Origin of the sequence: Streptomyces sp. NPDC090045 (assembly GCF_044747975.1) — a bacterium.
Classification (GTDB): Bacteria; Actinomycetota; Actinomycetes; order Streptomycetales; family Streptomycetaceae; genus Streptomyces.
This window is the reverse complement of sequence record NZ_JBIVFA010000006.1, coordinates 250,505-272,331: the sequence shown is the minus strand read 5'-3', so window position 1 is coordinate 272,331 and position 21,827 is coordinate 250,505. Positions and strand designations below refer to the sequence as shown.

The following is a 21,827-nucleotide window of genomic DNA, read 5'->3' as shown; positions in this document are numbered from 1 at the left end:
GTCTCAGCCGGGGATGCCCACCAGTTCCTCCACCGCGTCGTGGCGGATCCTTTCGCCGGGGATGCCGATCCGAAGGAGCTCGTCCACCCCGCTCCGGATCATCGCGGGCGGCCCCGAGATGAAGGCGTCGTACGAACTCCACGGCCCGTGTTCACCGACGGCCTGCGGGAGTTGACCGGCCAGCCCGTCGCCCACCACCGGGCGCACCGACAGCCACGGATGCGAGCGCTGCAGCCCGAGCAGCGTGTCCTTGTCGTACAGATCGTGGTCGCTGCGCGCCCCGAAGAAGACCTCCACCGGCCGCCGCTCGCCGTGCTCGGCCACGTCCTCGATCAGCGCCTTGATCGGGGCGATGCCGGTGCCGCCGCCCAGGCACAGCATCCCGTTGTCCGTGGTGTGGTCCACGACCATGGACCCGGCCGGCGGTCCGAGGCGCAGCACGTCCCCCGGGCGGGCGTGGCGCACCAGCGCGTTGGAGACCCAGCCCGCGGGGACGGCTTTGACGTGGAACGACAGCAGCCCGTCGGCGCGCGGCGCCGAGGCGAAGGAGTAGTGCCGCCACACCCGCGGCCACCACGGGGTCTCCAGGCTCGCGTACTGGCCGGCCAGGAAGGCGTACGGCTGGTCGGGGCGGACCGTCAGCACCGCGATGTCCGCGGTGCGCAGATCGTGGGAGACGACCTCCGCGTGCCACCACGCCGGGGCCTTCACCTCGTCCTCCGCCGCGGCGTCGATCATGATCTGGGAGATCGCGGTGTACGCGCGCACCCACGCGGCCTGGGTCTCCGGCCCCCAGCTCTCCACCGCGTACCGGGCGAGCGCCCCGACGAGGGCCTCGCCGACCGCCGGATAGTGGCCGGCCATGGTGCCGTACTTCCGGTGCCCGGTGCCCAGTCGGCGCAGGTAGGGGACGAGTACCTCGGGATTGTCGATGTGCTCGGCGGCGGTCAGCAGCGCCTTCAGCAGCCGGTCGCGCTGCGCGTCCATGGCCGCGGGGAACATCCCCCGCACTTCGGGGTGGCCGGTGAACACCAGAGCGTAGAAGTAGGAGGTCACCTTGCCGGCTATCGGGGCGACCTCCGCGAGGGTCCGGCGGATGAGGACGGCATCCGGTGAGGGCTCTGCCGTACCACCACCGCCCTCGGCCGGTATCCGGGCCGCATCGCGTCTGGCCGATCTGGTGGGCGGAGCGTCCATGCGGTGCCTCGCTTCGAGCATCTCGGTCGGTCTGCACACGCCACGGTCTGTGAATCCGTGGTTCCGGGTTTCACAGCGTGCCAGCCGACTCAGAGGCCGGTGGGGAAACGCGGAAAATCCGCGTTTCGAACCCACTTTCCTCCTAAGATGCCTGAACTCCCGGGCGTGCCACCCCTACGAGCTGGTATGCGTCCCGCAGGTCCCGGCCCTCGTAGACATGGGTCGCACGCTCCGCCAGATAGGGCCGCGCGTTGACGGCCACCGACACCGGCACCACCTCGAAGAGCACCGAGTCGGTCGCAGAATCCCCGTACGCGACGCAGTCGCCCCGGCTCACACCGAACTGCTCGCACAGCCGGTCCGCCACCGTGACCTTGCCCTCGGGCGTGAGGAGCCCGGCAGCTTCCACCGGCCGGGTGAACGGCACCTCCGGGAAGACCGAACCGTGCGCGCTGTGCGCGCCCCACTCCAGCAGCAGCTCCACGAAGAAGGACGGCGACAGGGAGATCACCGCGCAGTAGTCCCCGCGCTCCCGGATCTCCTGCCAGACGTCCCGGATTCCCGCGAGCCAGGGGGACCCGTCGAACGCCGCCCGGACATGCGCGGGCGTGAGCTCGGCCCAGAGCGCGTGGACGGCCACCGAGAACTGGTGCGGCCCGATCTCACGGGCGCCGAAGGCCCGTTCCAGCGCGGCGATCTCGGTGCTCAGACCGAGTTGACGGGAGATCTCGACCGGCGCGGACGAGCCGTACATCAGCGTGCCGTCGAGGTCGAAGAGGTGCAGGCGGGTCATAGCCATCGAGGTTAGTGGGTTCGTTTCACGTGAAACAGGGGTCGTGTTTCACGTGAAACATCTCCCCCCAAATCCTCTGGACGGCTCCCGGTCCATGATCCAGTCTGAGGCGGTGACACCACCACACATCACCGATCTGCCGATCCGGACGCTGGCCGTGGACGATCTCCACCGCTGCGCCGACCTTTCCGAAGATCGCGGCTGGCTCCGCGAGGACCACAAGTGGGGTCTGCTCCTCGCCGCCGGAACGGGGTACGGCGTCGACGCCCCGGACGGCCGGGGACTCGCGGCGGCGTGCATCGTCACCCCGTACGGCCACACCGGCGCCGGCCCGGAGCTCGCCGCCATCGGCATGGTCCTCGTGGCCGACCGCTACGCCCGTCAGGGTCTCGGCCGGCGCCTGATGACCCACGTCTGCGACAACGTGCTCAAGGGTGTGCCGCTCACCCTGCACGCCACTCCGTACGGGCGTCCCCTCTATGAGGAGCTCGGCTTCACGACCACGGGCCGAGCCGAGATGCTGAAGGGCACCTTCCGGCCCGAAGGCACCCCGGGCTCCCCCGCCGCCCCCGGCACCCCGCGGATCCGGCCGGCCACCGCCGCGGACCTCCCGCGCATCCTGCGTCTGGACGCCGAGGTCTTCGGCACCGACCGCACCCACATGATCACCAGACTGCCCGCCTTCTCCGACCGGCTGCTCGTCGCCGAGGACGGCAGCGGAGACGGCACCCTCACCGGCTACGCGGCGGCCTGGCCCAACATGGACACCCATGTCATCGGCCCGCTGATCGCCAAGGACACCGGCACCGCCCGGTCGCTGGTCACCGCGCTCGCCGCGGGTACGGACCGGCCGCTGCGCACCGATGTCGACGTGCGGCACGAGGAGCTCCTCGCCTGGCTCAAGGACCGCGGTCTCGGCTCGGTGGCCTTCAACGCCGTCATGACCCGGGACATCCCCGACCTGCCCGGCGACTGGACCCGCCGCTGGGCTCCGCTCACCGTGGCCGCGGGCTGAGAGAGGAAGCGCCCCTCATGACCGACACCCCCGAGCCGGCCATCCGGCCCGCGACCGAGGCCGATCTGCCGGCCATCGTCGCCATGCTGGCCGACGACCCACTGGGCGCCACCCGTGAGTCCCCGGAGGACCTCGCCCCGTACCGCGCGGCGCTCGCGCGCCTCGCCGACGACCCGAACCAGCACCTGGTCGTCGCCGTCCGCGCGGACCGTGTGGTGGGCACCCTCCAGCTGACCATCGTCCCGGGTCTGTCCCGCAAGGGGGCCACCCGCTCCCTCATCGAGGGCGTCCGGGTCCACGCGGACGAGCGCGGCGGCGGGCTGGGCACCCGGTTCATCGAATGGGCCGTGGAGAAGTCCCGTGCCGAGAACTGCAGCCTCGTGCAGCTGACCTCGGACGTGACCCGGACCGACGCCCACCGCTTCTACGAGCGGCTCGGATTCACCGCGTCCCACGTCGGGTTCAAGCTGCAGCTCTGAGCACGCCGACCGGCAGGCCGGGCCACCGTGTCGGCGGCCCGGCCTACGATCGGGAGGATGAGCCCCAGCCTCCCCCTCGTCACCACCGCCGAGCGCCGCCACCGGCTCGGCCGGCGGCACCGCCTCGCTCCCTCGGCCCGCGCCGCCACGGTGGCGCAGGCAGCGGACTCGGTCGTCGCCCTGCACGCCACCGACGCCGCGACGATCTTCCTCTCCGCCCGTGCACGACTCGCCGAAGGCGGTCCCGGTGTGGTCGAGCGGGCGCTCTACGAGGACGTCAGCCTCGTGCGGCTGCTCAGCATGCGCAACACGCTCTTCGCGGTCTCCACGGAACTCGCCCCCCATGTCGACGCCTCGACCGCCCGGGCCATCGCCGTGAAGGAGCGCCGCACGCTCCTCAAGCACCTCGACGAGGACGGTCAGGGGCTCGACGCCGAGTGGCTGGCCCGGGCGGAGGCCGCCGCGCTCGACGCCCTCGACGTCCACGGGCCGGCCACCGGAAGCCAGTTGTCGGCCGCCGTGCCCGCCCTGCGCCGGAAGATCACCATCGGCCGGGGCAAGAAGTACGAGACGGAGACCGGTGTCGCGACCCGTGTCATCCGGCTGCTGGCCGCCGACGGCCGGATCCGGCGCGACCGGCCGCGCGGGTCGTGGACCTCCAGCCAGTACCGCTGGGTCCACACCGAGCCGTGGCCCGCGGTACCGGCCGTCGAGGCCCGCGCGGAGATCGCCCGCCGCTGGCTGCGCGCCTACGGCCCCGCCACCGAGGCCGACCTCAAGTGGTGGACCGGCTGGACCCTCACGGACGTCCGCAAGGCCCTCGCCGCCGTGGGCCCGGACCAGGTCCGCCTCGAGGACGGCAGCACCGCCCTCGTCGGCCCCGGGGACACCCTTCCCGAACCGGCCCCGGAGCCCTGGGCCGCGCTGCTGCCCGGCCTCGACCCGACCGCAATGGGCTGGGCCGACCGCGGTTTCCACCTCGACCCCGCCCACAGGCCCGCGCTCTTCGACTACGCCGGCAACATCGGCCCCACCGTGTGGTGGAACGGCGAGATCGTCGGCGGCTGGGCCCAGCGCTCCGACGGCGAGATCGTCTGGAGGCTGCTGGGCAGCCCCGGCCGCGCCGCCGAGGAGGCGATCACCGCCGAGGCCGCGCGCCTCGCCGCATGGGTGGGCGAGGCCCGCATCACCCCGCGCTTCCGTACCCCGCTGGAACGCGAGCTCGTCGCCTGAGCCCCGCCCGGGGCCCGGCCCTGGCCCCGGCGCCGGTTCGGACCCGGACGGTCAGCCGATGCCCCGCCAGCCCTGCGGGTCCACCCCGCCGGGCACCGGAGCCTGGGGGTCGTACGGCTCGCGCGTGAACACGAAGGACGCCAGATCGAGGTGGCTCACCGAGCCGTCCTCGCGGCGCACCGCCCGCAGCGTCTCACCGGCGTAGTAGCCGGACAGTCCGGTCCAGGTGCCGTCCGGCCCGGGCCGGAAACGGGCCGTGCGCCCGGTCGCGCCCACCGGGCCCAGCTCCAGCAGCCCGTCCGCCGTCAGCCGCACCACCTGCGCCGAAGTCCCCCAGTACCAGGGGCCGCACAGCTCCAGCGGCACCCGGTCGGACTCCAGGAAGGGCCGCCACGGCCGGGGGAACCGGGGCTCGGCGTCCGCCACGATCCTGACGAGCTCCGCGGCCACCGTCGCGGCCGGAAGCCCCGACGTGCAGTTCGCCAGTACCACCGCCGCCACGTCGTCGGCCTCGCTCACCCACAGCCCCGCGACGAAACCGGGCAGCGATCCGCTGTGGCCCGCGAGCCTGCGCTCGCCGACGGCCGTCAGCTGCATCCCCAGCCCGTAGCCGAGGTCGGCGAAACCGGGCTCCGGAGGCGCCGCCGACGTGCGCATCTCCCGTACGGAGTCCGCGCTCAGGACCCGCTCGTCACCGCGCAGCAGGAAATCGGCGAACCGGGCCAGGTCCCTGGTCGTGGACCACAGTTGCCCCGCCGGGGCCATCAGCCCCAGGTCCTCCAGCGGCTCGGGCATCATCACGTCCGCCCACGGGTGCACCGCCCAGCCGCCCGCGTGCGGGGCCTGCGGCTGCCCGCTCGTGCGGTCCAGCCCCAGGGGCTCCAGCACCTCGGCCCGCAGCACGTCTTCCCAGGGCTGCCCGCGCAGCGCCTCCACCAGCGAACCCAGCAGGGTGTAGCCCGGGTTGGAGTAGTGGTGGCGGCTTCCCGGCGTGTGGGCGAACGGCTCCTCCCCCAGGACGTCGGCGAGCTCGGGCCGCAGATCGCCGGGGGTGCGCTCCCACCACTCGCCGGGGGTCTCCGCCGCCAGTCCGCCGGTGTGGGCCAGCAACTGAGCGATGGTCACCTCGCCCGCGCCCGTCCCCGGAAGGTGTTCCTCCAGCGGATCCGAAAGCCGCAGGAGTCCCTCGTCCCGCAGGCGCATCACCAGAACAGCCGTGAAGGTCTTGGTGATCGAGCCGATCCGGTACTGGACGTTCCCGTCCGGACCGTGCCCTTCGACCGAGGTCCGAGAGCCTTCCCAGACCACCTCACCGTCGCGCACGACGGCCGCCACGACGGACGGCGCCCGCCCCTCGCTCTGCGCGACGGCGATCCGGTGCCTGAGAGCACGCCGGGTGGCGGGGAGCAGTTCCAGGTCCTCAGAAAGATCATCCATGCTCGGATGCTACGTGTTGGCCATGTCCACGAAGCGCGAATAATGGCCCTGGAAGGCCACGGTGATCGTGGCCGTGGGGCCGTTACGGTGCTTGGCCACGATCAGGTCCGCCTCGCCCGCGCGCGGGGACTCCTTCTCGTACGCGTCCTCGCGGTGCAGCAGGATCACCATGTCCGCGTCCTGCTCGATCGAGCCCGATTCACGCAGGTCGGAGACCATCGGCTTCTTGTCGGTGCGCTGTTCCGGACCACGGTTCAGCTGGGAGAGCGCGATCACGGGGACCTCGAGCTCCTTCGCCAGCAGCTTGAGGTTTCGGGACATGTCCGAGACCTCCTGCTGACGGCTCTCGGGACGGCGCGAGCCGCCCGACTGCATCAGCTGGAGGTAGTCGATGACCACGAGCGAGAGGTCGTTGCGCTGCTTGAGCCGGCGGCACTTGGCCCGGATCTCCATCATCGACAGGTTGGGGGAGTCGTCGATGTAGAGCGGGGCGGCGGAGACGTCCGGCATCCGGCGGGCCAGCCGGGTCCAGTCGTCGTCCGTCATCGTGCCCGAGCGCATGTGGTGGAGCGCCACCCGGGCCTCCGCCGAGAGCAGGCGCATGGCGATCTCGTTGCGCCCCATTTCGAGGGAGAAGATCACGCTCGGCAGGTTGGCCTTGATGGAGCAGGCCCGGGCGAAGTCCAGGGCGAGCGTGGACTTGCCCATCGCGGGACGGGCCGCGATGACGATCATCTGGCCCGGGTGCAGGCCGTTGGTCAGCGAGTCCAGGTCCGTGAAACCGGTGGGGACGCCCGACATCTGGCCGCTGCGCGAGCCGATGGCCTCGATCTCGTCGAGGGCGCCTTCCATGATGTCGCCCAGCGGCAGGTAGTCCTCGGAGGTCCGCTGCTCGGTGACGGCGTAGATCTCGGCCTGGGCGCTGTTGACGATCTCGTCGACGTCGCCGTCGGCCGCATAGCCCATCTGCGTGATCTTCGTGCCGGCGGCGACCAGGCGGCGCAGCACGGCCCTCTCGTGGACGATCTCCGCGTAGTACTCGGCGTTCGCCGCCGTCGGCACGGACTGGACCAGGGTGTGCAGGTACGAGGCCCCGCCGACCTTGCTGATCTCGCCGCGCCGGGTCAGCTCCGCGCCGACGGTGATCGGGTCGGCCGGCTCGCCCTTGGCGTACAGGTCGAGGATGGCCTGGAAGATCGTCTCGTGCGAGGGCCGGTAGAAGTCGTGGCCCTTGATGACCTCGACCACGTCGGCGATGGCGTCCTTCGAGAGCAGCATGCCGCCGAGCACCGACTGCTCGGCGTCCAGGTCCTGCGGGGGCACGCGCTCGAAGCCGCCCCCGCCGCCGTCCCAGGAGCCGCCCTCGCGGCCCCGGTCGTGCTGTTCGTCCCCGCGGCCGCGGCCTTCGCTGTTACGGCGCGGACGGGCGGGCAGACGGTCACCTGGACCGCTGTCGGCCCAGGGGTCGTCCATGGGCTCGGGCATGCTCACCGGGCGCCTCCTCCCGTCCGCAACGCGGACCTCGCCGTGCCACTCTTTCTATGGCACGGCTCTGACATTTGGGGCACCCGAATCGGCTGTCGGCGAGTCGGGCAACGCACCACGGTAGGGCCGGGAGCGGCGTCAGCCAATCTTGTTATCCACAGGCTGTGTGGATGAGATGTGGATGACGGCGCCAATGCTGTGGGTAACTCGCCGGAAGCTGTGTACGGACCGGGGGACGACGCTGTGGACAAAATCACCCGCGCCACCCCGTTACCCCACTTGACCTGGGATTTTCCTCTCCAGAGACGGTGGGGAAGAAAAATCTTGGCCACGGTCTCGAGATCGCCTCCAACGAGTCGCGGAGAAGGCTCACACCGACGCCACAGTAAGGATCACAGCTAGGTTGCATCCATTACCTGTGGAAGATTAGATTGAGCGCATGACACAGGCCCTCACCGCACCCGAGGCTGGGCCGAGACGGCACGACCGGGAGATCTTCACGCTCGCCGTCCCCGCCTTCGGCGCACTCGTCGCCGAGCCCCTCTTCGTGATGGCCGACAGCGCCATCGTGGGACATCTCGGCACTCCCCAGCTCGCCGGCCTCGGTATCGCCGCCGCACTGCTCACCACCGCCGTGAGCGTCTTCGTCTTCCTCGCCTACGCCACCACCGCGGCCGTCTCCCGCCGGGTCGGCGCCGGCGACCTGCAAGCGGCCATCCGGCAGGGCATGGACGGCATCTGGCTCGCCCTGCTGCTCGGCGCGGCCGTCGTCGCCGTGGTGCTGCCCGCGGCGCCGTCGCTGATCTCCCTCTTCGGAGCCTCCGACACCGTCGCCCCGTACGCCGTCACCTATCTGCGGATCTCCGCGTTCGGCATCCCGCCGATGCTCATGGTCCTGGCCGCCACCGGGGTGATCCGCGGCCTCCAGGACACCCGCACCCCGCTCTACGTGGCCATCGGCGGCTTCACCCTCAACGTGGGCCTGAACGCCGCCCTCGTCTACGGCGCGGGCCTCGGCATCGCCGGCTCCGCCTGGGGCACGGTCATCGCCCAGTGCGCGATGGCAGCCGCCTATCTCGTCGTGGTCGTCCGCGGAGCCCGGCGGCACGGCGCCTCCCTGCGCCCGGACCCCGACGGCATACGGGCCTGCGCCCAGGCCGGAGCGCCCCTGCTGGTCCGCACCCTGTCCCTGCGCGCCATCCTGATGATCGCGACCGCCGTCGCCGCCCGGCTCGGCGACGCCGACATCGCCGCCCACCAGATCCTGCTCGCCCTGTGGAGCCTGCTCGCCTTCGCGCTCGACGCCATAGCGATCGCCGGGCAGGCCATCATCGGCCGCTACCTGGGCGCGGGGGACACGGAAGGCGCCAAGGCCGTCTGCCGCCGCATGGTGCAGTGGGGCATCGCCTCGGGCGTCGTACTGGGCCTGCTGGTGGTCCTGGCCCGCCCGGTGTTCATTCCGCTGTTCACCAGCGATCCGGCGGTCGAGGCGGCCCTGCTGCCCGCCCTGCTGGTCGTGGCCCTCTCCCAGCCGGTCTCGGGCATCGTCTTCGTCCTCGACGGGGTCCTCATGGGCGCGGGCGACGGCCGCTACCTGGCCCGGGCCATGCTCCTGACCCTGGCCGCGTTCGTCCCGGCCGCGCTCCTCGTCCCGGTCGTGGGCGGCGGCATCACGACGCTCTGGTGGGCCATGACCCTGATGATGCTGGTCCGGATGATCACCCTCCGGGTGCGCGCCCGCTCGGGCCGCTGGCTGATCGCGGGAGCCACCCGCTAGCCGATGTTTCACGTGAAACATCGGCCGGCGCCGGGAAGCACCGGGAAGCACTGGGAAGCACCGGAAACGACGAAGGGCCGCACCCCGAGGGGTGCGGCCCTTCACGCGCAGCCCTTAGGCGGCGATGACCTCGATGCCCACGTTCGCGGCGACCTCGGCGTGCAGACGCACGGAGACCTGGTACGAACCGAGGGTCTTGATCGGGGCGCCCAGCTCAACGCGGCGCTTGTCGACCTTCGGACCACCGGAAGCCTCGATCGCCGTGGCGATGTCGGACGGGGTCACGGAGCCGAAGAGACGGCCGGCGTCACCCGCACGGGTGGCCAGACGCACCTTCACGCCCTCGAGCTTGGCCTTGACCTCGTTGGCCTGCTCGATGGTCGCGATCTCGTGGATCTTGCGGGCGCGGCGGATCTGCGCCACGTCCTTCTCGCCACCCTTGGTCCAGCGGATCGCGAAACCACGCGGGACCAGGTAGTTGCGAGCGTAACCGTCCTTGACGTCGACGACATCGCCGGCGGTGCCGAGGCCAGAGACCTCGTGGGTCAGGATGATCTTCATTAGTCGGTCACCCTTTCCTTATCGCGCGGTGGACGTGTAGGGCAGCAGCGCCATCTCACGGCTGTTCTTCACGGCCGTGGCGACGTCACGCTGGTGCTGCGTGCAGTTGCCGGTAACGCGGCGGGCACGGATCTTGCCGCGGTCGGAAATGAACTTCCGCAGCATGTTCGTGTCCTTGTAGTCCACGTACGCGGTCTTGTCCTTGCAGAATGCGCAGACCTTCTTCTTAGGCTTGCGCACAGGCGGCTTCGCCATTGTGTCTCTCCTGTGTGATCAAGAAGTGGGGATGCGAGCTGCCCTAGAAGGGCGGCTCGTCCGAGTAGCCACCGCCGGAGCCGCCGGAGCTTCCGCCCCAGCCGCCCCCGCCGCCGCCCTGCTGCTGGCCACCGGCCGGCGCGCTGGACGCCCACGGGTCGTCGGAGGGACCTCCGCCGCCCTGCGGGGCGCCGCCGCTGGGGGCTCCGCCCCAGCCACCGCCGCCACCCTGCTGCTGGCCGCCACCGCCGCCGTACCCACCCTGGCCACCGCGACCGCTGGTCTTGGCGACCTTGGCCGTGGCGCTCTTCAGGCTGGGGCCGACTTCCTCGACGTCCAGCTCGTAGACCGTGCGCTTGACACCCTCACGGTCCTCGTACGACCGCTGCTTCAGCCGGCCCTGCACGATGACGCGCATGCCCCGCTGAAGGGACTCGGCGACGTTCTCCGCCGCCTGACGCCAGACCGAGCAGGTCAGGAACAGGCCTTCGCCGTCCTTCCACTCATTGGTCTGCTTGTCGAAGATGCGGGGAGTGGACGCGACACGGAACTTCGCGACCGCCGCACCCGAGGGGGTGAAGCGCAGCTCGGGGTCGTCGACGAGATTGCCGACGACCGTGATGACGGTCTCGCCTGCCATGGATGAACCTCTCGGCGGGGATTGCTGCTGGGCTGCTGTGCTACTCGGTCCCGATTACCGCTGAACCGAAGTTCAGTGGGTCTCGGGGCGAAGGACCTTGGTCCGGAGAACCGACTCGTTCAGGTTCATCTGTCGGTCAAGCTCCTTGACGACCGCAGGCTCGGCCTGAAGGTCGATGACCGAGTAGATGCCCTCGGGCTTCTTCTTGATCTCGTAAGCGAGACGACGACGGCCCCAGGTGTCGACCTTCTCGACCTTTCCGTTGCCCTCACGGACGACGGAGAGGAAGTTCTCGATCAGCGGGGAGACAGCGCGCTCCTCGAGATCGGGGTCGAGGATGACCATCACTTCGTAGTGACGCATGTGGAACCCACCTCCTTTGGACTCAGCGGCCACGGTCGTTCCGTGGCAGGAGGGTCGTGATGCGTGCGCACGGTGTCCGCAAGCAGACACCGCGCAGCTGTACAGACTACCTCCTCGACTCCTTCCGGTTGAAATCCGGCGGGAGAGGGCCCCAATCTGTATCCATCGGGTGTGCCCGGTGCTATGCCCCGGCCCCTGCCGGGGCGGCTCCCCACACCGTTCTGCGTCAGCCAGGAGGTGCCTTCCGATGGCACAGGCAATGCGGTCCCCTCAGACCCCTCAGATCTCGCTGCTCTCCACCGACGGCAAGCCCCACCCGCTGCAGGACGCCCTGATGGCGGTCACTCTGGTCCTCGGCGCCGTGGCGTTCGTCACGGCCTTCTTCCACAACCTGCACCTGATCAGCTCGTGGGCCGGGCTGATCGGAATCCTGACCGGCGCGTACGGACAGTTCGTCTCCGTCACGACACGCGAGCGCTTCGCGCTGATCCTCGGCCTTGGTGCGTCTGCCATCGGCTTCTACCTGGGCATGTTCCACGGCGGCCTCTTCGGGGGCTGACCGAGCCGGCCGGGCAACCTCCTCGGCAGGGCGCCGGCCGTGCACCGGCCCGGGCCCACGGCCCGTCCCCCAGAAGGGTGGCGCCCCTGTCGCAGTAGGCTTCGCGCCATAGCCAGCGAAGCCGCCGGAGGAGACGCCCCGCATGAGCCTGTCCCTGAGGACCATCAGCCGAGAGCAGCATCTGGGTTACCTCCAGAGCCTGCCCTCGGCTAGCCACTGCCAGGTCCCGGCGTGGGCCGACGTGAAGAACGAGTGGCGCTCCGAGAACCTCGGATGGTTCAACGAGTCCAATGAACTCGTCGGTGCCGCCCTCGTGCTGTACCGCCAGCTGCCCAAGGTGAAGCGATACCTCGCCTACCTCCCCGAGGGCCCGGTCATCAACTGGTACGCCCCGAACCTGGAGGAGTGGCTCCAGCCGATGCTGGCCCACCTCAAGCAGCAGGGCGCCTTCACCGTGAAGATGGGCCCGCCCGTCGTCATCCGGCGCTGGAACTCCACGGCCATCAAGGCCGGCATCCAGGACCCGAACGTCAAGCGCCTGCGCGACGTGGAGGCCTCGGTCATCGAGCCCCGCGCCTTCGAGGTGTCCGACAAGCTGCGCCGCATGGGCTGGCAGCAGGCCGAGGACGGCGGCGCCGGATTCGGCGACGTCCAGCCCCGCTACGTCTTCCAGGTGCCGCTGGCCAACCGCTCGCTGGACGACGTCCTCAAGGGCTTCAACCAGCTGTGGCGCCGCAACATCAAGAAGGCCGAGAAGGCCGGCGTCGAGGTGGTCCAGGGCGGCTACGACGACCTGCCGACCTGGCAGCACCTGTACGAGATCACGGCCGAGCGCGACAAGTTCCGCCCGCGCCCGCTCAGCTACTTCCAGCGCCAGTGGACGGCCCTCAACGCCGAGGACCCGAACCGGATGCGCCTGTACATCGCCACGCACGAGGGGGAGCCGCTGGCCGCCGCCACGATGCTCACCGTCGGCCAGCACGTCTGGTACTCCTACGGCGCCTCCGCCAACCACAAGCGCGAGGTCCGGCCCTCCAACGCGATGCAGTGGCGCATGCTGCGCGACTCGTACGCACTCGGTGCCAGCGTCTACGACCTGCGCGGCATCTCTGACACGCTGGACGAGAACGACCACCTGTTCGGACTGATCCAGTTCAAGGTCGGCACGGGCGGCGAGGCCGTCGAGTACGTCGGCGAGTGGGACTTCCCGCTCAACAAGGTGCTGCACAAGGCGCTCGACATCTACATGTCGCGCCGCTGATCCCCTGACCCCCGCTGTTATCGAGAAAGGTGCCGGACGGGCCATGGCGCTCACGCTCTACGTCGACACCGCGCGCTGGCGTGCGCACCAGAAGCAGATCCAGGACCAGTTCCCCGGAATGATCCCGGTCTGCAAGGGCAACGGTTACGGCTTCGGCCACGAGCGGCTGTGCGAGGAGGCGACCCGGATGGGCGCCGACGTACTCGCCGTCGGCACGACGTACGAGGCCGCGAGCATCAAGGACTGGTTCGGCGGCGACCTGCTCGTCCTCACCCCGTTCCGGCGGGGCGAGGAGCCGGTGCCGCTGCCGGACCGGGTCATCCGCTCGGTGTCCTCGCTGGACGGGGTCCGCGGTCTGGTCGGCGCCCGCGTGGTCATCGAGTGCATGAGCTCGATGCGCCGCCACGGCATCTCCGAGCAGGATCTGGGCCAGCTGCACGGGGCCATCGAGGACGTCCGGCTGGAGGGCTTCGCCCTGCACCTGCCCCTGGACCGCCCGGACGGCTCGGACGCCGTCGAGGAGGTCATCGGCTGGATGGACCGGCTGCGCGCGGCCCGGCTGCCCCTGCACACCATGTTCGTCAGCCACCTGCGGGCCGAGGAGCTGGCGCGGCTCCAGCAGCAGTTCCCGCAGACCCGGTTCCGGGCCCGCATCGGCACCCGGCTGTGGCTGGGCGACCACGAGGCGACCGAGTACCGCGGTGCGGTCCTCGACGTCACGCGCGTGGCCAAGGGCGACCGGTTCGGCTACCGCCAGCAGAAGGCCGCCTCCGACGGCTGGCTGGTCGTGGTCGCCGGCGGTACCTCGCACGGAGTCGGCCTGGAGGCCCCCAAGGCGCTCCACGGAGTGATGCCGCGCGCCAAGGGCGTCGCCCGGGCGGGCCTGGCCACCGTCAACCGCAACCTGTCGCCCTTCGTGTGGGCGGGCAAGCAGCGCTGGTTCGCGGAGCCGCCGCACATGCAGGTGTCGATCCTGTTCGTGCCCTCGGACGCGAGCGAGCCGAAGGTCGGCGACGAGCTCGTGGCGCACCTGCGCCACACCACCACGCAGTTCGACCGGGTGCTCGACGCCTGAGCAGGCCCGTCAGTCCTTGGGGCCCGTGCCCCAGTCGACCCGCTGTCCCTCCGAGGGCGCCGCGTACCGCGGCGCCCTCGCCGCGTCCGACAGCACGAACACGTCCTCGGACCCGTCCAGGACGCCGCCCGAGGGGTCGTCCGAGCCGTCGCGGCGTACGACGTCCCGCTCGGGCATCAGGATGTCCCGGACGATGACCGCGCACAGGTACAGGGTGGCCAGCACGTGGGCGACGATCGCCAGCTGGTAGCCCTCCACGGGCAGGCCCTGGTGCTTGTCCCCGCTGGTCGTGTAGGCGAGGTAGAACCAGATCCCGAGGAAGTAGGCGACCTCGCCGGCCTGCCAGATCAGGAAGTCCCGCCAGCGCGGCCGGGCCAGCGCGGCGAGCGGGATGAGCCACAGCACGTACTGGGGCGAGTAGACCTTGTTGCACAGGATGAAGGCGGCGACGACCAGGAAGACCAGCTGCGCGAACCGGGGCCGCCGCGGGGCGGTCAGGGCGAGCAGTCCGACGGCCCCGCACAGCAGGAGCGTCAGCCCGGACGCGTACGTGTTGGCGTCTTCCAGGGGGTTGCCCGAGCGCTGCGAGATCAGCAGCCACACGGAGCCGAAGTCGATGGGGCGTTCCTGGCTGAAGGTGTAGAACTTCTTCCAGCCGTCCCAGGCGAAGAGCATGACGGGCAGGTTCACCGTGAGCCAGGCCTGGGCCGCTCCGAAGGTGGCCAAGCCGAATTCGCGCCACTTCCCGGCCCGCCAGCAGAGCACGAACAGCGGCCCGAGCAGCAGGACGGGATAGAGCTTGGCCGCGGTGGCGAGGCCGATCAGGACGCCGAAGAGGACCGGCCGGCTGCGGGACCACATGAGCATCGCGGCGGCGGTCAGGGCGATGGCCAGCAGGTCCCAGTTGATCGTCGCCGTCAGGGCGAAGGCGGGCGCGAGGGCGAAGAGCAGGGCGTCCCAGGGCCGGCGGCGGTGGGTGCGCGCGACGCACACGGCGATGACCGCCGCGCAGGCCATCAGCATGCCGGCGTTGACCATCCAGTACATCTGCTCGCGGTGCTGCATGGAGCCGCTGCCAGGGGTCAGCCAGGAGGCGATCTCCATGAAGAGCCCGGTGAGCACCGGGTACTCCAGGTACTCCATGTCGCCGGGCAGCCGGTCGAAGTAGGGCGTCAGGTTGTCGGCGAAGCCGCGTACCGCGTACAGGTGCGGGATGTCGGAGTAGCAGGCGTGGGTGTACTGCGAGCCCGCTCCCCGGAACCACGCCCAGTCGTAGCAGGGCAGCTTCTGCACCATGCCGAGCGCGAACATGCCGATGGCGAGGAGGGCCACGACGCGGACCGGCCCCAGCCAGTGGCCGCCGAGCCGCGCGTAGCGGCCGAGCGGGCCTCCGATGAGCTCACTGCCGGCTGCGGCGACCTCGTCCTGCTGCGTCGGCGGTACGGGACGGTCCTCGTGCACCTGGGTCATGGGGGTCATCCTGCCGTACGGGGCCGGACACGGGGGAAGGCCGTCGCACGGCGGGTGCGACGGCCTTCCTCTGTTCACTGGGCGGTGGGGCGGGTCGGTCCGGCGGGTCAGTCCGGCACGGTGCCGGTGGTGCCGCCCGGGCGGCCCGGTCTGCCGGTGCCCGACGGGGACGGCGATCCGCTGGGCCCGCCCTGGGTGCCGGCGATGACCCCCGAATTGGTGCCGGTGTTCGTGCCTCCGTTGGTCGTCCCGCGCGTGGGGTCGTCCGGGTCGCAGTACAGCTCCCACGGCTTGCAGGACGGCTTCCCGCCCTTGGACGGGGTCGGGGACGGCATCGTCGGGGAGGGCGACGGGGTCGCCGACGGGGACGGGGACGGCGAGGCGGGCGCCGACGGCGTGGGGGAGGGGGCACCGGCGGAGTCGGCGGTGACGCCGGCGTCGTCGGGCTCCGGGAAGTCCGATTCCGGAGTGTCCTTGAGCGCTTCGCTCATGTACTCGGTCCAGATCTCGGCCGGGATGTCACCACCGTGGATGGACGGGATGCCGCCCACGCCGTTCATGGACTGCAGCTTCCGGTCCTGCGAGTTGGGGTCGGTGCGGAAGAGGGCGACGGAGGTGGACAGCTCCGGGGTGTAGCCGACGAACCACGCCGACTTGTTCTCGTCCGTGGTACCGGTCTTGCCCGCGGCGGGCCGGCCCAGCTTCTTGGCCTTCTTGCCGGTGCCGTTCTGGACGACGTTCTCCAGGACCTTGGTGATGTTGTCCGCGACGGCGTTGTCCATGGCCCGCTGGGCCTTGGGGGGCTCGAAGCCGGACAGCTTCTCGCCGTCCTTCTCGACCTCGATCACCGAGTAGGGCTCGTGGTGCGTGCCGGAGGCGGCGAACGTGGCGTACGAGTCGGCCATCCGGATGGCGCTGGGGGTCGAGGTGCCGAGGGCGGAGGAGGCGTCCGGGTTCGGGTTGATCGACTCGTCGAGGATGCCCGTGGACTTGGCCAGCTCCCGCACCTTGCTGTGGCCGACGTCGAAGATCAGCTGGGCGAACGGGACGTTGATGGACTTCTCCATCGCCTCGTTGAGGGTGACGTACCCGTAGGCGGTCGGGCTCTCGTTCTTCTGCTTGAACGGCTGGCCCTTGGCGTCGCGCAGCGGCCTGCCCTCACGGTTGTTGATCACCGTGAGGTCGTTGGCCTGGTACTTGCTGTCGGCCGAGATGCCCTGGCCGTTGGAGTTCTGGGTGCCGTGCTGCATGGCTGCCGCGAGCACGTACGGCTTCCAGGTCGAGCCGACCGGGACACCGCTGGTGTTGGCGTTGTTGCTGAAGTACTTCTGGTCCCAGCCCGGACCGCCGTACAGGGCCACGAGCGCCCCGGTCTTCACGTCCACGGAGGCCGCGCCGAACTGGACGAAGGTGTCGGTGTCGGGCCGCTTCTTCTCGTCGATGAAGCCGTTGCGGATGTCCTCCACGGCCTTGGACAGGGCGTCCACCCTCGGCTTCTGGAAGGTGGTCTTGATCCGGTAGCCGCCCAGGGCCATCTGCTCGGCGGTGACGCCCGTGTTCTTCATCACGTACGCCTTGGCCGTGTCGACCAGGTAGCCGATCTGGCCGGTCATGCCGCGGGCCTGCTCCGACTCGACGCGTGCGGGGAAGTCCGAGTCCTTGTACTTCGCCCGCTCGGCCTTGTCCATCCGGCCGACCTCGACCTCACGGTCCAGCACCCAGGCCCAGCGCTCGCGGGCCCGGCCCTCGTTGAGTTCGGGGGTGGCCTGGGCGCCGATGCCGCCGTCCGGGTTGTAGAGGTTCGGGCCCTTGAGCACGGAGGCCAGGAACGCGCACTCGGCGGGGTTCAGGTCCTGGCTGTCCTTGCCGAAGTAGGCGCGGGCCGCGGCCTGGATCCCGTAGGCGTCCCGCCCGTAGTAGGCGGTGTTGAGGTAGCCCGCGAGGACCTCGTCCTTCGGCTTGGAGACACCCAGCCTTATCGCGATGAAGAGCTCCGTGACCTTCCGCTTCAGCGTCTGGTCGGAGTCCAGGTAGGTGTTCTTCACGTACTGCTGGGTGATGGTCGAGCCGCCCTGGGTGGAACCGCCCGTGGCCATGTTCCAGACGGCGCGGCCGACACCCATCGGGTCGACGCCCTTGTCCGTCTCGAAGGACTCGTTCTCCGCCGCGATCACGGCGTCCCTCATCGACCGGGGGATGCTCGAGATGGGCACGATCTGCCGGTTCATCGAACCGCCCGTCGCCACCATCTGGCTGCCGTCGGCCCAGTAGAAGACGTTGTTCTGCGCCTTGGCCGCCTTGTTCGGGTCCGGGGTGCCCACCATGGCGATGCCGACGCCGGCTCCCGCGATGACGACCGCGAAGAAGCCGAGGGCGGTGCCCGAGACGAGCTTCCAGGAGGGCACGAAGCGCTTCCAGCCGTCCCGGTCGGACCGCGGATAGTTGATCAGCCGCTTGTCCGGGCGGCCCGTGCCGCGAGCGGCGTTCGCGGCGCCTCTGCCGCGGCCCCCGGCCCCTCTCTGGGTGGCGCGGCGGGCCTCGGCGCGGCTGTGCGGCGCGGGCTGCTCGTACGGGCCGCTGTGTGACGCCGTGGGGACGTCACGTCCGGCAGGGGCGCCCCTGCCGGGGCGCTGCGGAGCGGCGCGGCGGGCCGAGGCCCGCCCGCCACCCTGGGGCTGCGGCGGTTTGCGGCGGTGCTCGCTCATCGAACGACTACTCCTCGGGCAGGCGAGTGGCCTGGAAGCGGCAGGTGAATTCCGGTTCCCCCGGTGTCATGGCGCACAGACTACGCACGGTCAAAACCTGACCAGTGCCGAAGTTCACCCCAAATCAGGCAACTCTCCTGGTGCGAATTGGTGATGTGACACCGGTCACCAGATCACCCCTTGTCGATCAGGGCGCCCCGTTCTATCGTCTGGATGTATCGAGTCGATACATCAGCTCGGCATAAAGACTCAGGGGCGGAGGAGAGGCAGGCGGATGAGCAGACGCTCAGGCATCCTCGAGTTCGCCGTCCTCGGCCTGCTGCGCGAGTCCCCCATGCACGGCTACGAGCTGCGCAAGCGGCTCAACACCTCGCTGGGGGTGTTCCGGGCCTTCAGCTACGGGACGCTCTACCCCTGCCTCAAGACGCTGGTCGCCAACGGCTGGTTGATCGAAGAACCGGGCAACGCCCCGGAGGACGCTCTCGCCGCTTCACTCGCAGGGCGCCGCGCCAAGATCGTCTACCGGTTGACGGCCGCGGGTAAGGAGCACTTCGAGGAGCTCCTCTCCCACACGGGCCCCGACACCTGGGAGGACGAGTCCTTCGCCGCCCGCTTCGCCTTCTTCGGCCAGACCGAACGAGAGGTGCGCATGCGGGTGCTGGAGGGCCGCCGCAGCCGGCTGGAGGAGCGTCTGGAGAAGATGCGCGCCTCCCTCGTCCGAACGCGGGAGCGCCTCGACGACTACACGCTCGAGCTGCAACGGCACGGCATGGAGTCGGTGGAGCGCGAAGTGCGCTGGCTGAACGAGCTCATCGAGAGTGAGCGGGCGGGACGGGATCGGATGCGACCCGGGCCGTCCGACGAAACTGAAAAATGAGGCCTGCATCTCGCAGACCTCGTCCGAGAACAAACAGGGAGCAACCGGAATGGGTTCGGTTCGCGTAGCCATCGTCGGCGTAGGCAACTGCGCCGCCTCGCTGGTGCAGGGCGTCGAGTACTACAAGGACGCCGACCCGGCGGCCAAGGTCCCCGGTCTGATGCACGTCCAGTTCGGCGACTACCACGTGCGTGACATCGAGTTCGTCGCCGCGTTCGACGTCGACGCGAAGAAGGTCGGCCTCGACCTTTCGGACGCCATCGGCGCCAGCGAGAACAACACCATCAAGATCTGTGACGTCCCGAACGCGGGTGTGACCGTTCAGCGCGGCCACACCCTGGACGGCCTGGGCAAGTACTACCGCATGACGATCGAGGAGTCCGCCGAGGCTCCGGTCGACGTGGTCCAGGTCCTCAAGGACCGCGAGGTCGACGTCCTGATCTGCTACCTGCCGGTCGGTTCCGAGGCCGCGGCGAAGTTCTACGCCCAGTGCGCCATCGACGCCAAGGTCGCCTTCGTCAACGCCCTCCCGGTCTTCATCGCCGGCACCAAGGAGTGGGCCGACAAGTTCACCGAGGCCGGTGTCCCGATCGTCGGCGACGACATCAAGTCCCAGGTCGGCGCCACCATCACGCACCGCGTGATGGCGAAGCTGTTCGAAGACCGCGGTGTCCGTCTCGAGCGCACCATGCAGCTCAACGTCGGCGGCAACATGGACTTCAAGAACATGCTCGAGCGCGACCGCCTCGAGTCGAAGAAGATCTCCAAGACGCAGGCCGTCACCTCGCAGATCCCCGACCGTGAGCTCGGCGAGAAGAACGTCCACATCGGCCCGTCCGACTACGTCGCGTGGCTCGACGACCGCAAGTGGGCCTACGTCCGCCTCGAAGGCCGTGCCTTCGGCGACGTCCCGCTGAACCTCGAGTACAAGCTCGAGGTGTGGGACTCCCCGAACTCCGCCGGTGTCATCATCGACGCCCTGCGCGCCGCGAAGATCGCCAAGGACCGCGGTATCGGCGGCCCGATCCTGTCGGCGTCCAGCTACTTCATGAAGTCCCCGCCGGTGCAGTACTTCGACGACGAGGCCTACGCCAACGTCGAGAAGTTCATCAAGGGCGAGGTCGAGCGCTAGTCGAACCCCAAGGGTCCGCGAGGACACCTGGACTTCGACTGTTCTTCCGCGGAGGGTCCCCGGGCAATATGCCCGGGGACCCTCCGCGTATGTGACCCTTGCCCTCATGCCTGTCGTACGTGATCTGCGCGTACTCCTGCGCCTGAGGGACTTCCGCAATCTGCTCGCCGTACGGCTGCTCTCCCAGGCGGCGGACGGCGTCTACCAGGTCGCCCTCGCCACCTATGTGGTCTTCTCCCCGGAGAAACAGACCTCGCCGGCGGCCATCGCCTCGGCCATGGCGGTACTGCTGCTGCCCTACTCGGTGATCGGCCCCTTCGCCGGAGTGCTGCTCGACCGCTGGCGCCGCCGTCAGGTCTTCCTCTACGGCAATCTGCTGCGGGCCTTCCTCGCCTGCGTCACCGGGATGCTGATCGTCGCGGAGGTACCCGACTGGCTGTTCTACGCCTCGGCGCTGTCCGTGACCGCCGTCAACCGCTTCGTACTGGCCGGTCTCGCCGCCTCCCTGCCCCGCGTCGTCGGCCGCGACCAGCTGGTCACCGCGAACGCCCTCTCCCCCACCGCCGGAACCCTGGCGGCGGTCGCCGGCGGAGGGCTGGCCTTCCTGGTCAGGCTGCTGGCCTCGGACTCCAACGCCCTCGTCGTCCTGCTCGGGGCGGGGCTCTACCTGTGTGCGGCCCTCGTCTCCCTGCACCTGGCCATCGGCCTCCTCGGGCCCGACCATCCCGCCGGCCGGGTCCACCCCTCCGTCCTCGAAGGGGCCGCCCTCACCGTGCGGGGCATGGCCGAAGGCCTCCGGCACCTGGCCGGCCGGCGCGAGGCGGCCCGGGCGCTCGCCGCGATGACCATGATGCGGTTCTGCTACGGGGCCCTGTTCGTCATGCTGCTGATGCTCTGCCGCTACTCCTGGTCGGACAACGAGGCCGAGGGGCTGGCCCTGCTCGGCGTCGCGGTCGGAGCCTCCGGAGCGGGGTTCTTCGCGGCCGCCGTCGTGACCCCCTGGCTGGCGGGCCGGCTGGGCACCCTCGGCTGGATCACGGCCTGCTCGGCAGGAGCCGCGGTCCTGGTGCCGGCCCTCGGCCTGTTCTTCGCCCCGGGACCGATGCTGGTCGCCGCCTTCGTGCTCGGCCTCGCCACCCAGGGCGCGAAGATCGCCACCGACACGGAGGTGCAGTCGCGGGTGGACGACGACTACCGCGGCCGCGTCTTCTCCGTCTACGACGTGCTCTTCAACGTCGCCTTCGTGGGAGCGGCGGCCGTGGCCTCCCTGATGCTCCCCGCCGACGGACGGTCCGTGACCCTGATCCTCTGCGTGTCCGCCCTCTACGCCCTGACCGCGGTGCTGCTGGGCCGGCAGGAGCGGCGTCTCGTGTGAGGGGGACCGCAAACGGCCGCCGGCGGCGATGTTTCACGTGAAACATCGCCGCCGGCGGCCGTCCCGCAGGCCAGAGCGGCCCCCCACACACAGAGCCCGACCACCGCCGCCTCACGCCCCAAACCGCCGATCTCCACC

Annotated in this window: 20 protein-coding genes; 10 read left to right on the top strand and 10 right to left on the bottom strand. The window is 70.2% G+C overall.

Annotation, left to right across the window (positions count from 1 at the left end):
* Positions 1-3: 3 nt before the first annotated feature.
* Positions 4-1,197 carry a globin domain-containing protein gene (locus ACIPYQ_RS18845; protein ID WP_361765393.1) on the bottom strand — a complete coding sequence of 398 codons (1,194 nt, stop codon included), beginning with the start codon at positions 1,195-1,197 and terminating at the stop codon, positions 4-6.
* A gap of 142 nt (positions 1,198-1,339) precedes the next feature.
* Positions 1,340-1,990 (bottom strand): HAD family hydrolase, encoded by a 651-nt coding sequence (locus tag ACIPYQ_RS18840; RefSeq protein ID WP_401252376.1) that lies wholly within the window; start codon positions 1,988-1,990, stop codon positions 1,340-1,342.
* Between the two features lie 112 nt (positions 1,991-2,102).
* Between ACIPYQ_RS18840 and ACIPYQ_RS18835 the strand changes: the two genes are divergently transcribed.
* The 3 genes from ACIPYQ_RS18835 to ACIPYQ_RS18825 are packed head-to-tail and all read left to right on the top strand — an operon-like array spanning position 2,103 to position 4,717.
* On the top strand, positions 2,103-3,005 hold the full coding sequence (locus ACIPYQ_RS18835; RefSeq protein ID WP_401252373.1) for a GNAT family N-acetyltransferase: 903 nt from the start codon (positions 2,103-2,105) through the stop codon (positions 3,003-3,005).
* A gap of 17 nt (positions 3,006-3,022) precedes the next feature.
* Positions 3,023-3,484, top strand: a complete 462-nt coding sequence (locus ACIPYQ_RS18830) for a GNAT family N-acetyltransferase (RefSeq protein WP_401252370.1) — start codon at positions 3,023-3,025, stop codon at positions 3,482-3,484.
* Positions 3,485-3,541: 57 nt separating this feature from the next.
* Positions 3,542-4,717, top strand: a complete 1,176-nt coding sequence (locus ACIPYQ_RS18825; protein ID WP_401252368.1) for a winged helix DNA-binding domain-containing protein — start codon at positions 3,542-3,544, stop codon at positions 4,715-4,717.
* A gap of 51 nt (positions 4,718-4,768) precedes the next feature.
* Here the strand turns inward: ACIPYQ_RS18825 and ACIPYQ_RS18820 are convergent, their stop codons facing one another.
* Both ACIPYQ_RS18820 and dnaB read right to left on the bottom strand, forming a co-directional pair.
* Positions 4,769-6,154, bottom strand: coding sequence for a serine hydrolase (locus ACIPYQ_RS18820; protein WP_401252365.1), 1,386 nt, complete (start codon positions 6,152-6,154; stop codon positions 4,769-4,771).
* 9 nt (positions 6,155-6,163) lie between these two features.
* Entirely contained in the window at positions 6,164-7,627 is a 1,464-nt protein-coding gene (gene dnaB, locus ACIPYQ_RS18815) for a replicative DNA helicase (protein ID WP_361765440.1), read from the bottom strand.
* A 451-nt stretch (positions 7,628-8,078) separates the two neighbouring features.
* Between dnaB and ACIPYQ_RS18810 the strand changes: the two genes are divergently transcribed.
* On the top strand, positions 8,079-9,416 hold the full coding sequence (locus ACIPYQ_RS18810; protein WP_401252362.1) for an MATE family efflux transporter: 1,338 nt from the start codon (positions 8,079-8,081) through the stop codon (positions 9,414-9,416).
* Positions 9,417-9,530: 114 nt separating this feature from the next.
* Here ACIPYQ_RS18810 and rplI read toward each other — a convergent pair whose 3' ends face one another.
* The 4 genes from rplI to rpsF form a co-directional block, all read right to left on the bottom strand.
* Entirely contained in the window at positions 9,531-9,977 is a 447-nt protein-coding gene (gene rplI, locus ACIPYQ_RS18805; RefSeq protein ID WP_351290121.1) for a 50S ribosomal protein L9, read from the bottom strand.
* A gap of 18 nt (positions 9,978-9,995) precedes the next feature.
* On the bottom strand, positions 9,996-10,232 hold the full coding sequence (gene rpsR, locus ACIPYQ_RS18800; RefSeq protein WP_005315025.1) for a 30S ribosomal protein S18: 237 nt from the start codon (positions 10,230-10,232) through the stop codon (positions 9,996-9,998).
* 43 nt (positions 10,233-10,275) lie between these two features.
* Complete coding sequence (locus ACIPYQ_RS18795) at positions 10,276-10,872, bottom strand: single-stranded DNA-binding protein (RefSeq protein ID WP_319721203.1); 597 nt, start codon at positions 10,870-10,872, stop codon at positions 10,276-10,278.
* A gap of 72 nt (positions 10,873-10,944) precedes the next feature.
* Positions 10,945-11,235 carry a 30S ribosomal protein S6 gene (gene rpsF, locus ACIPYQ_RS18790; protein ID WP_004950685.1) on the bottom strand — a complete coding sequence of 97 codons (291 nt, stop codon included), beginning with the start codon at positions 11,233-11,235 and terminating at the stop codon, positions 10,945-10,947.
* 247 nt (positions 11,236-11,482) lie between these two features.
* Between rpsF and ACIPYQ_RS18785 the strand changes: the two genes are divergently transcribed.
* The 3 genes from ACIPYQ_RS18785 (at position 11,483) to ACIPYQ_RS18775 (ending at position 14,130) form a co-directional block, all read left to right on the top strand.
* Positions 11,483-11,794, top strand: coding sequence for a hypothetical protein (locus tag ACIPYQ_RS18785; protein ID WP_401252357.1), 312 nt, complete (start codon positions 11,483-11,485; stop codon positions 11,792-11,794).
* Positions 11,795-11,936: 142 nt separating this feature from the next.
* Positions 11,937-13,055, top strand: coding sequence for a peptidoglycan bridge formation glycyltransferase FemA/FemB family protein (locus tag ACIPYQ_RS18780; protein WP_361765418.1), 1,119 nt, complete (start codon positions 11,937-11,939; stop codon positions 13,053-13,055).
* Positions 13,056-13,098: 43 nt separating this feature from the next.
* Positions 13,099-14,130: an alanine racemase gene (locus tag ACIPYQ_RS18775; RefSeq protein WP_401252353.1), complete on the top strand. Its 1,032-nt coding sequence runs from the start codon at positions 13,099-13,101 to the stop codon at positions 14,128-14,130.
* Between the two features lie 9 nt (positions 14,131-14,139).
* Here ACIPYQ_RS18775 and ACIPYQ_RS18770 read toward each other — a convergent pair whose 3' ends face one another.
* Together ACIPYQ_RS18770 and ACIPYQ_RS18765 are read right to left on the bottom strand one after the other, a co-directional pair.
* Positions 14,140-15,600 (bottom strand): glycosyltransferase family 87 protein, encoded by a 1,461-nt coding sequence (locus ACIPYQ_RS18770; RefSeq protein ID WP_401252350.1) that lies wholly within the window; start codon positions 15,598-15,600, stop codon positions 14,140-14,142.
* A gap of 107 nt (positions 15,601-15,707) precedes the next feature.
* Positions 15,708-18,305, bottom strand: a complete 2,598-nt coding sequence (locus ACIPYQ_RS18765) for a transglycosylase domain-containing protein (RefSeq protein WP_401252347.1) — start codon at positions 18,303-18,305, stop codon at positions 15,708-15,710.
* 274 nt (positions 18,306-18,579) lie between these two features.
* Between ACIPYQ_RS18765 and ACIPYQ_RS18760 the strand changes: the two genes are divergently transcribed.
* From ACIPYQ_RS18760 to ACIPYQ_RS18750, 3 genes are all read left to right on the top strand, one after another.
* The gene (locus ACIPYQ_RS18760) at positions 18,580-19,182 is read left to right on the top strand and encodes a PadR family transcriptional regulator (protein ID WP_361765428.1); all 603 of its coding nucleotides are present in this window, start codon (positions 18,580-18,582) and stop codon (positions 19,180-19,182) included.
* A gap of 49 nt (positions 19,183-19,231) precedes the next feature.
* Entirely contained in the window at positions 19,232-20,314 is a 1,083-nt protein-coding gene (locus ACIPYQ_RS18755) for an inositol-3-phosphate synthase (RefSeq protein WP_385168483.1), read from the top strand.
* A gap of 106 nt (positions 20,315-20,420) precedes the next feature.
* On the top strand, positions 20,421-21,689 hold the full coding sequence (locus ACIPYQ_RS18750) for an MFS transporter (protein ID WP_401252342.1): 1,269 nt from the start codon (positions 20,421-20,423) through the stop codon (positions 21,687-21,689).
* Positions 21,690-21,827: the final 138 nt, after the last annotated feature.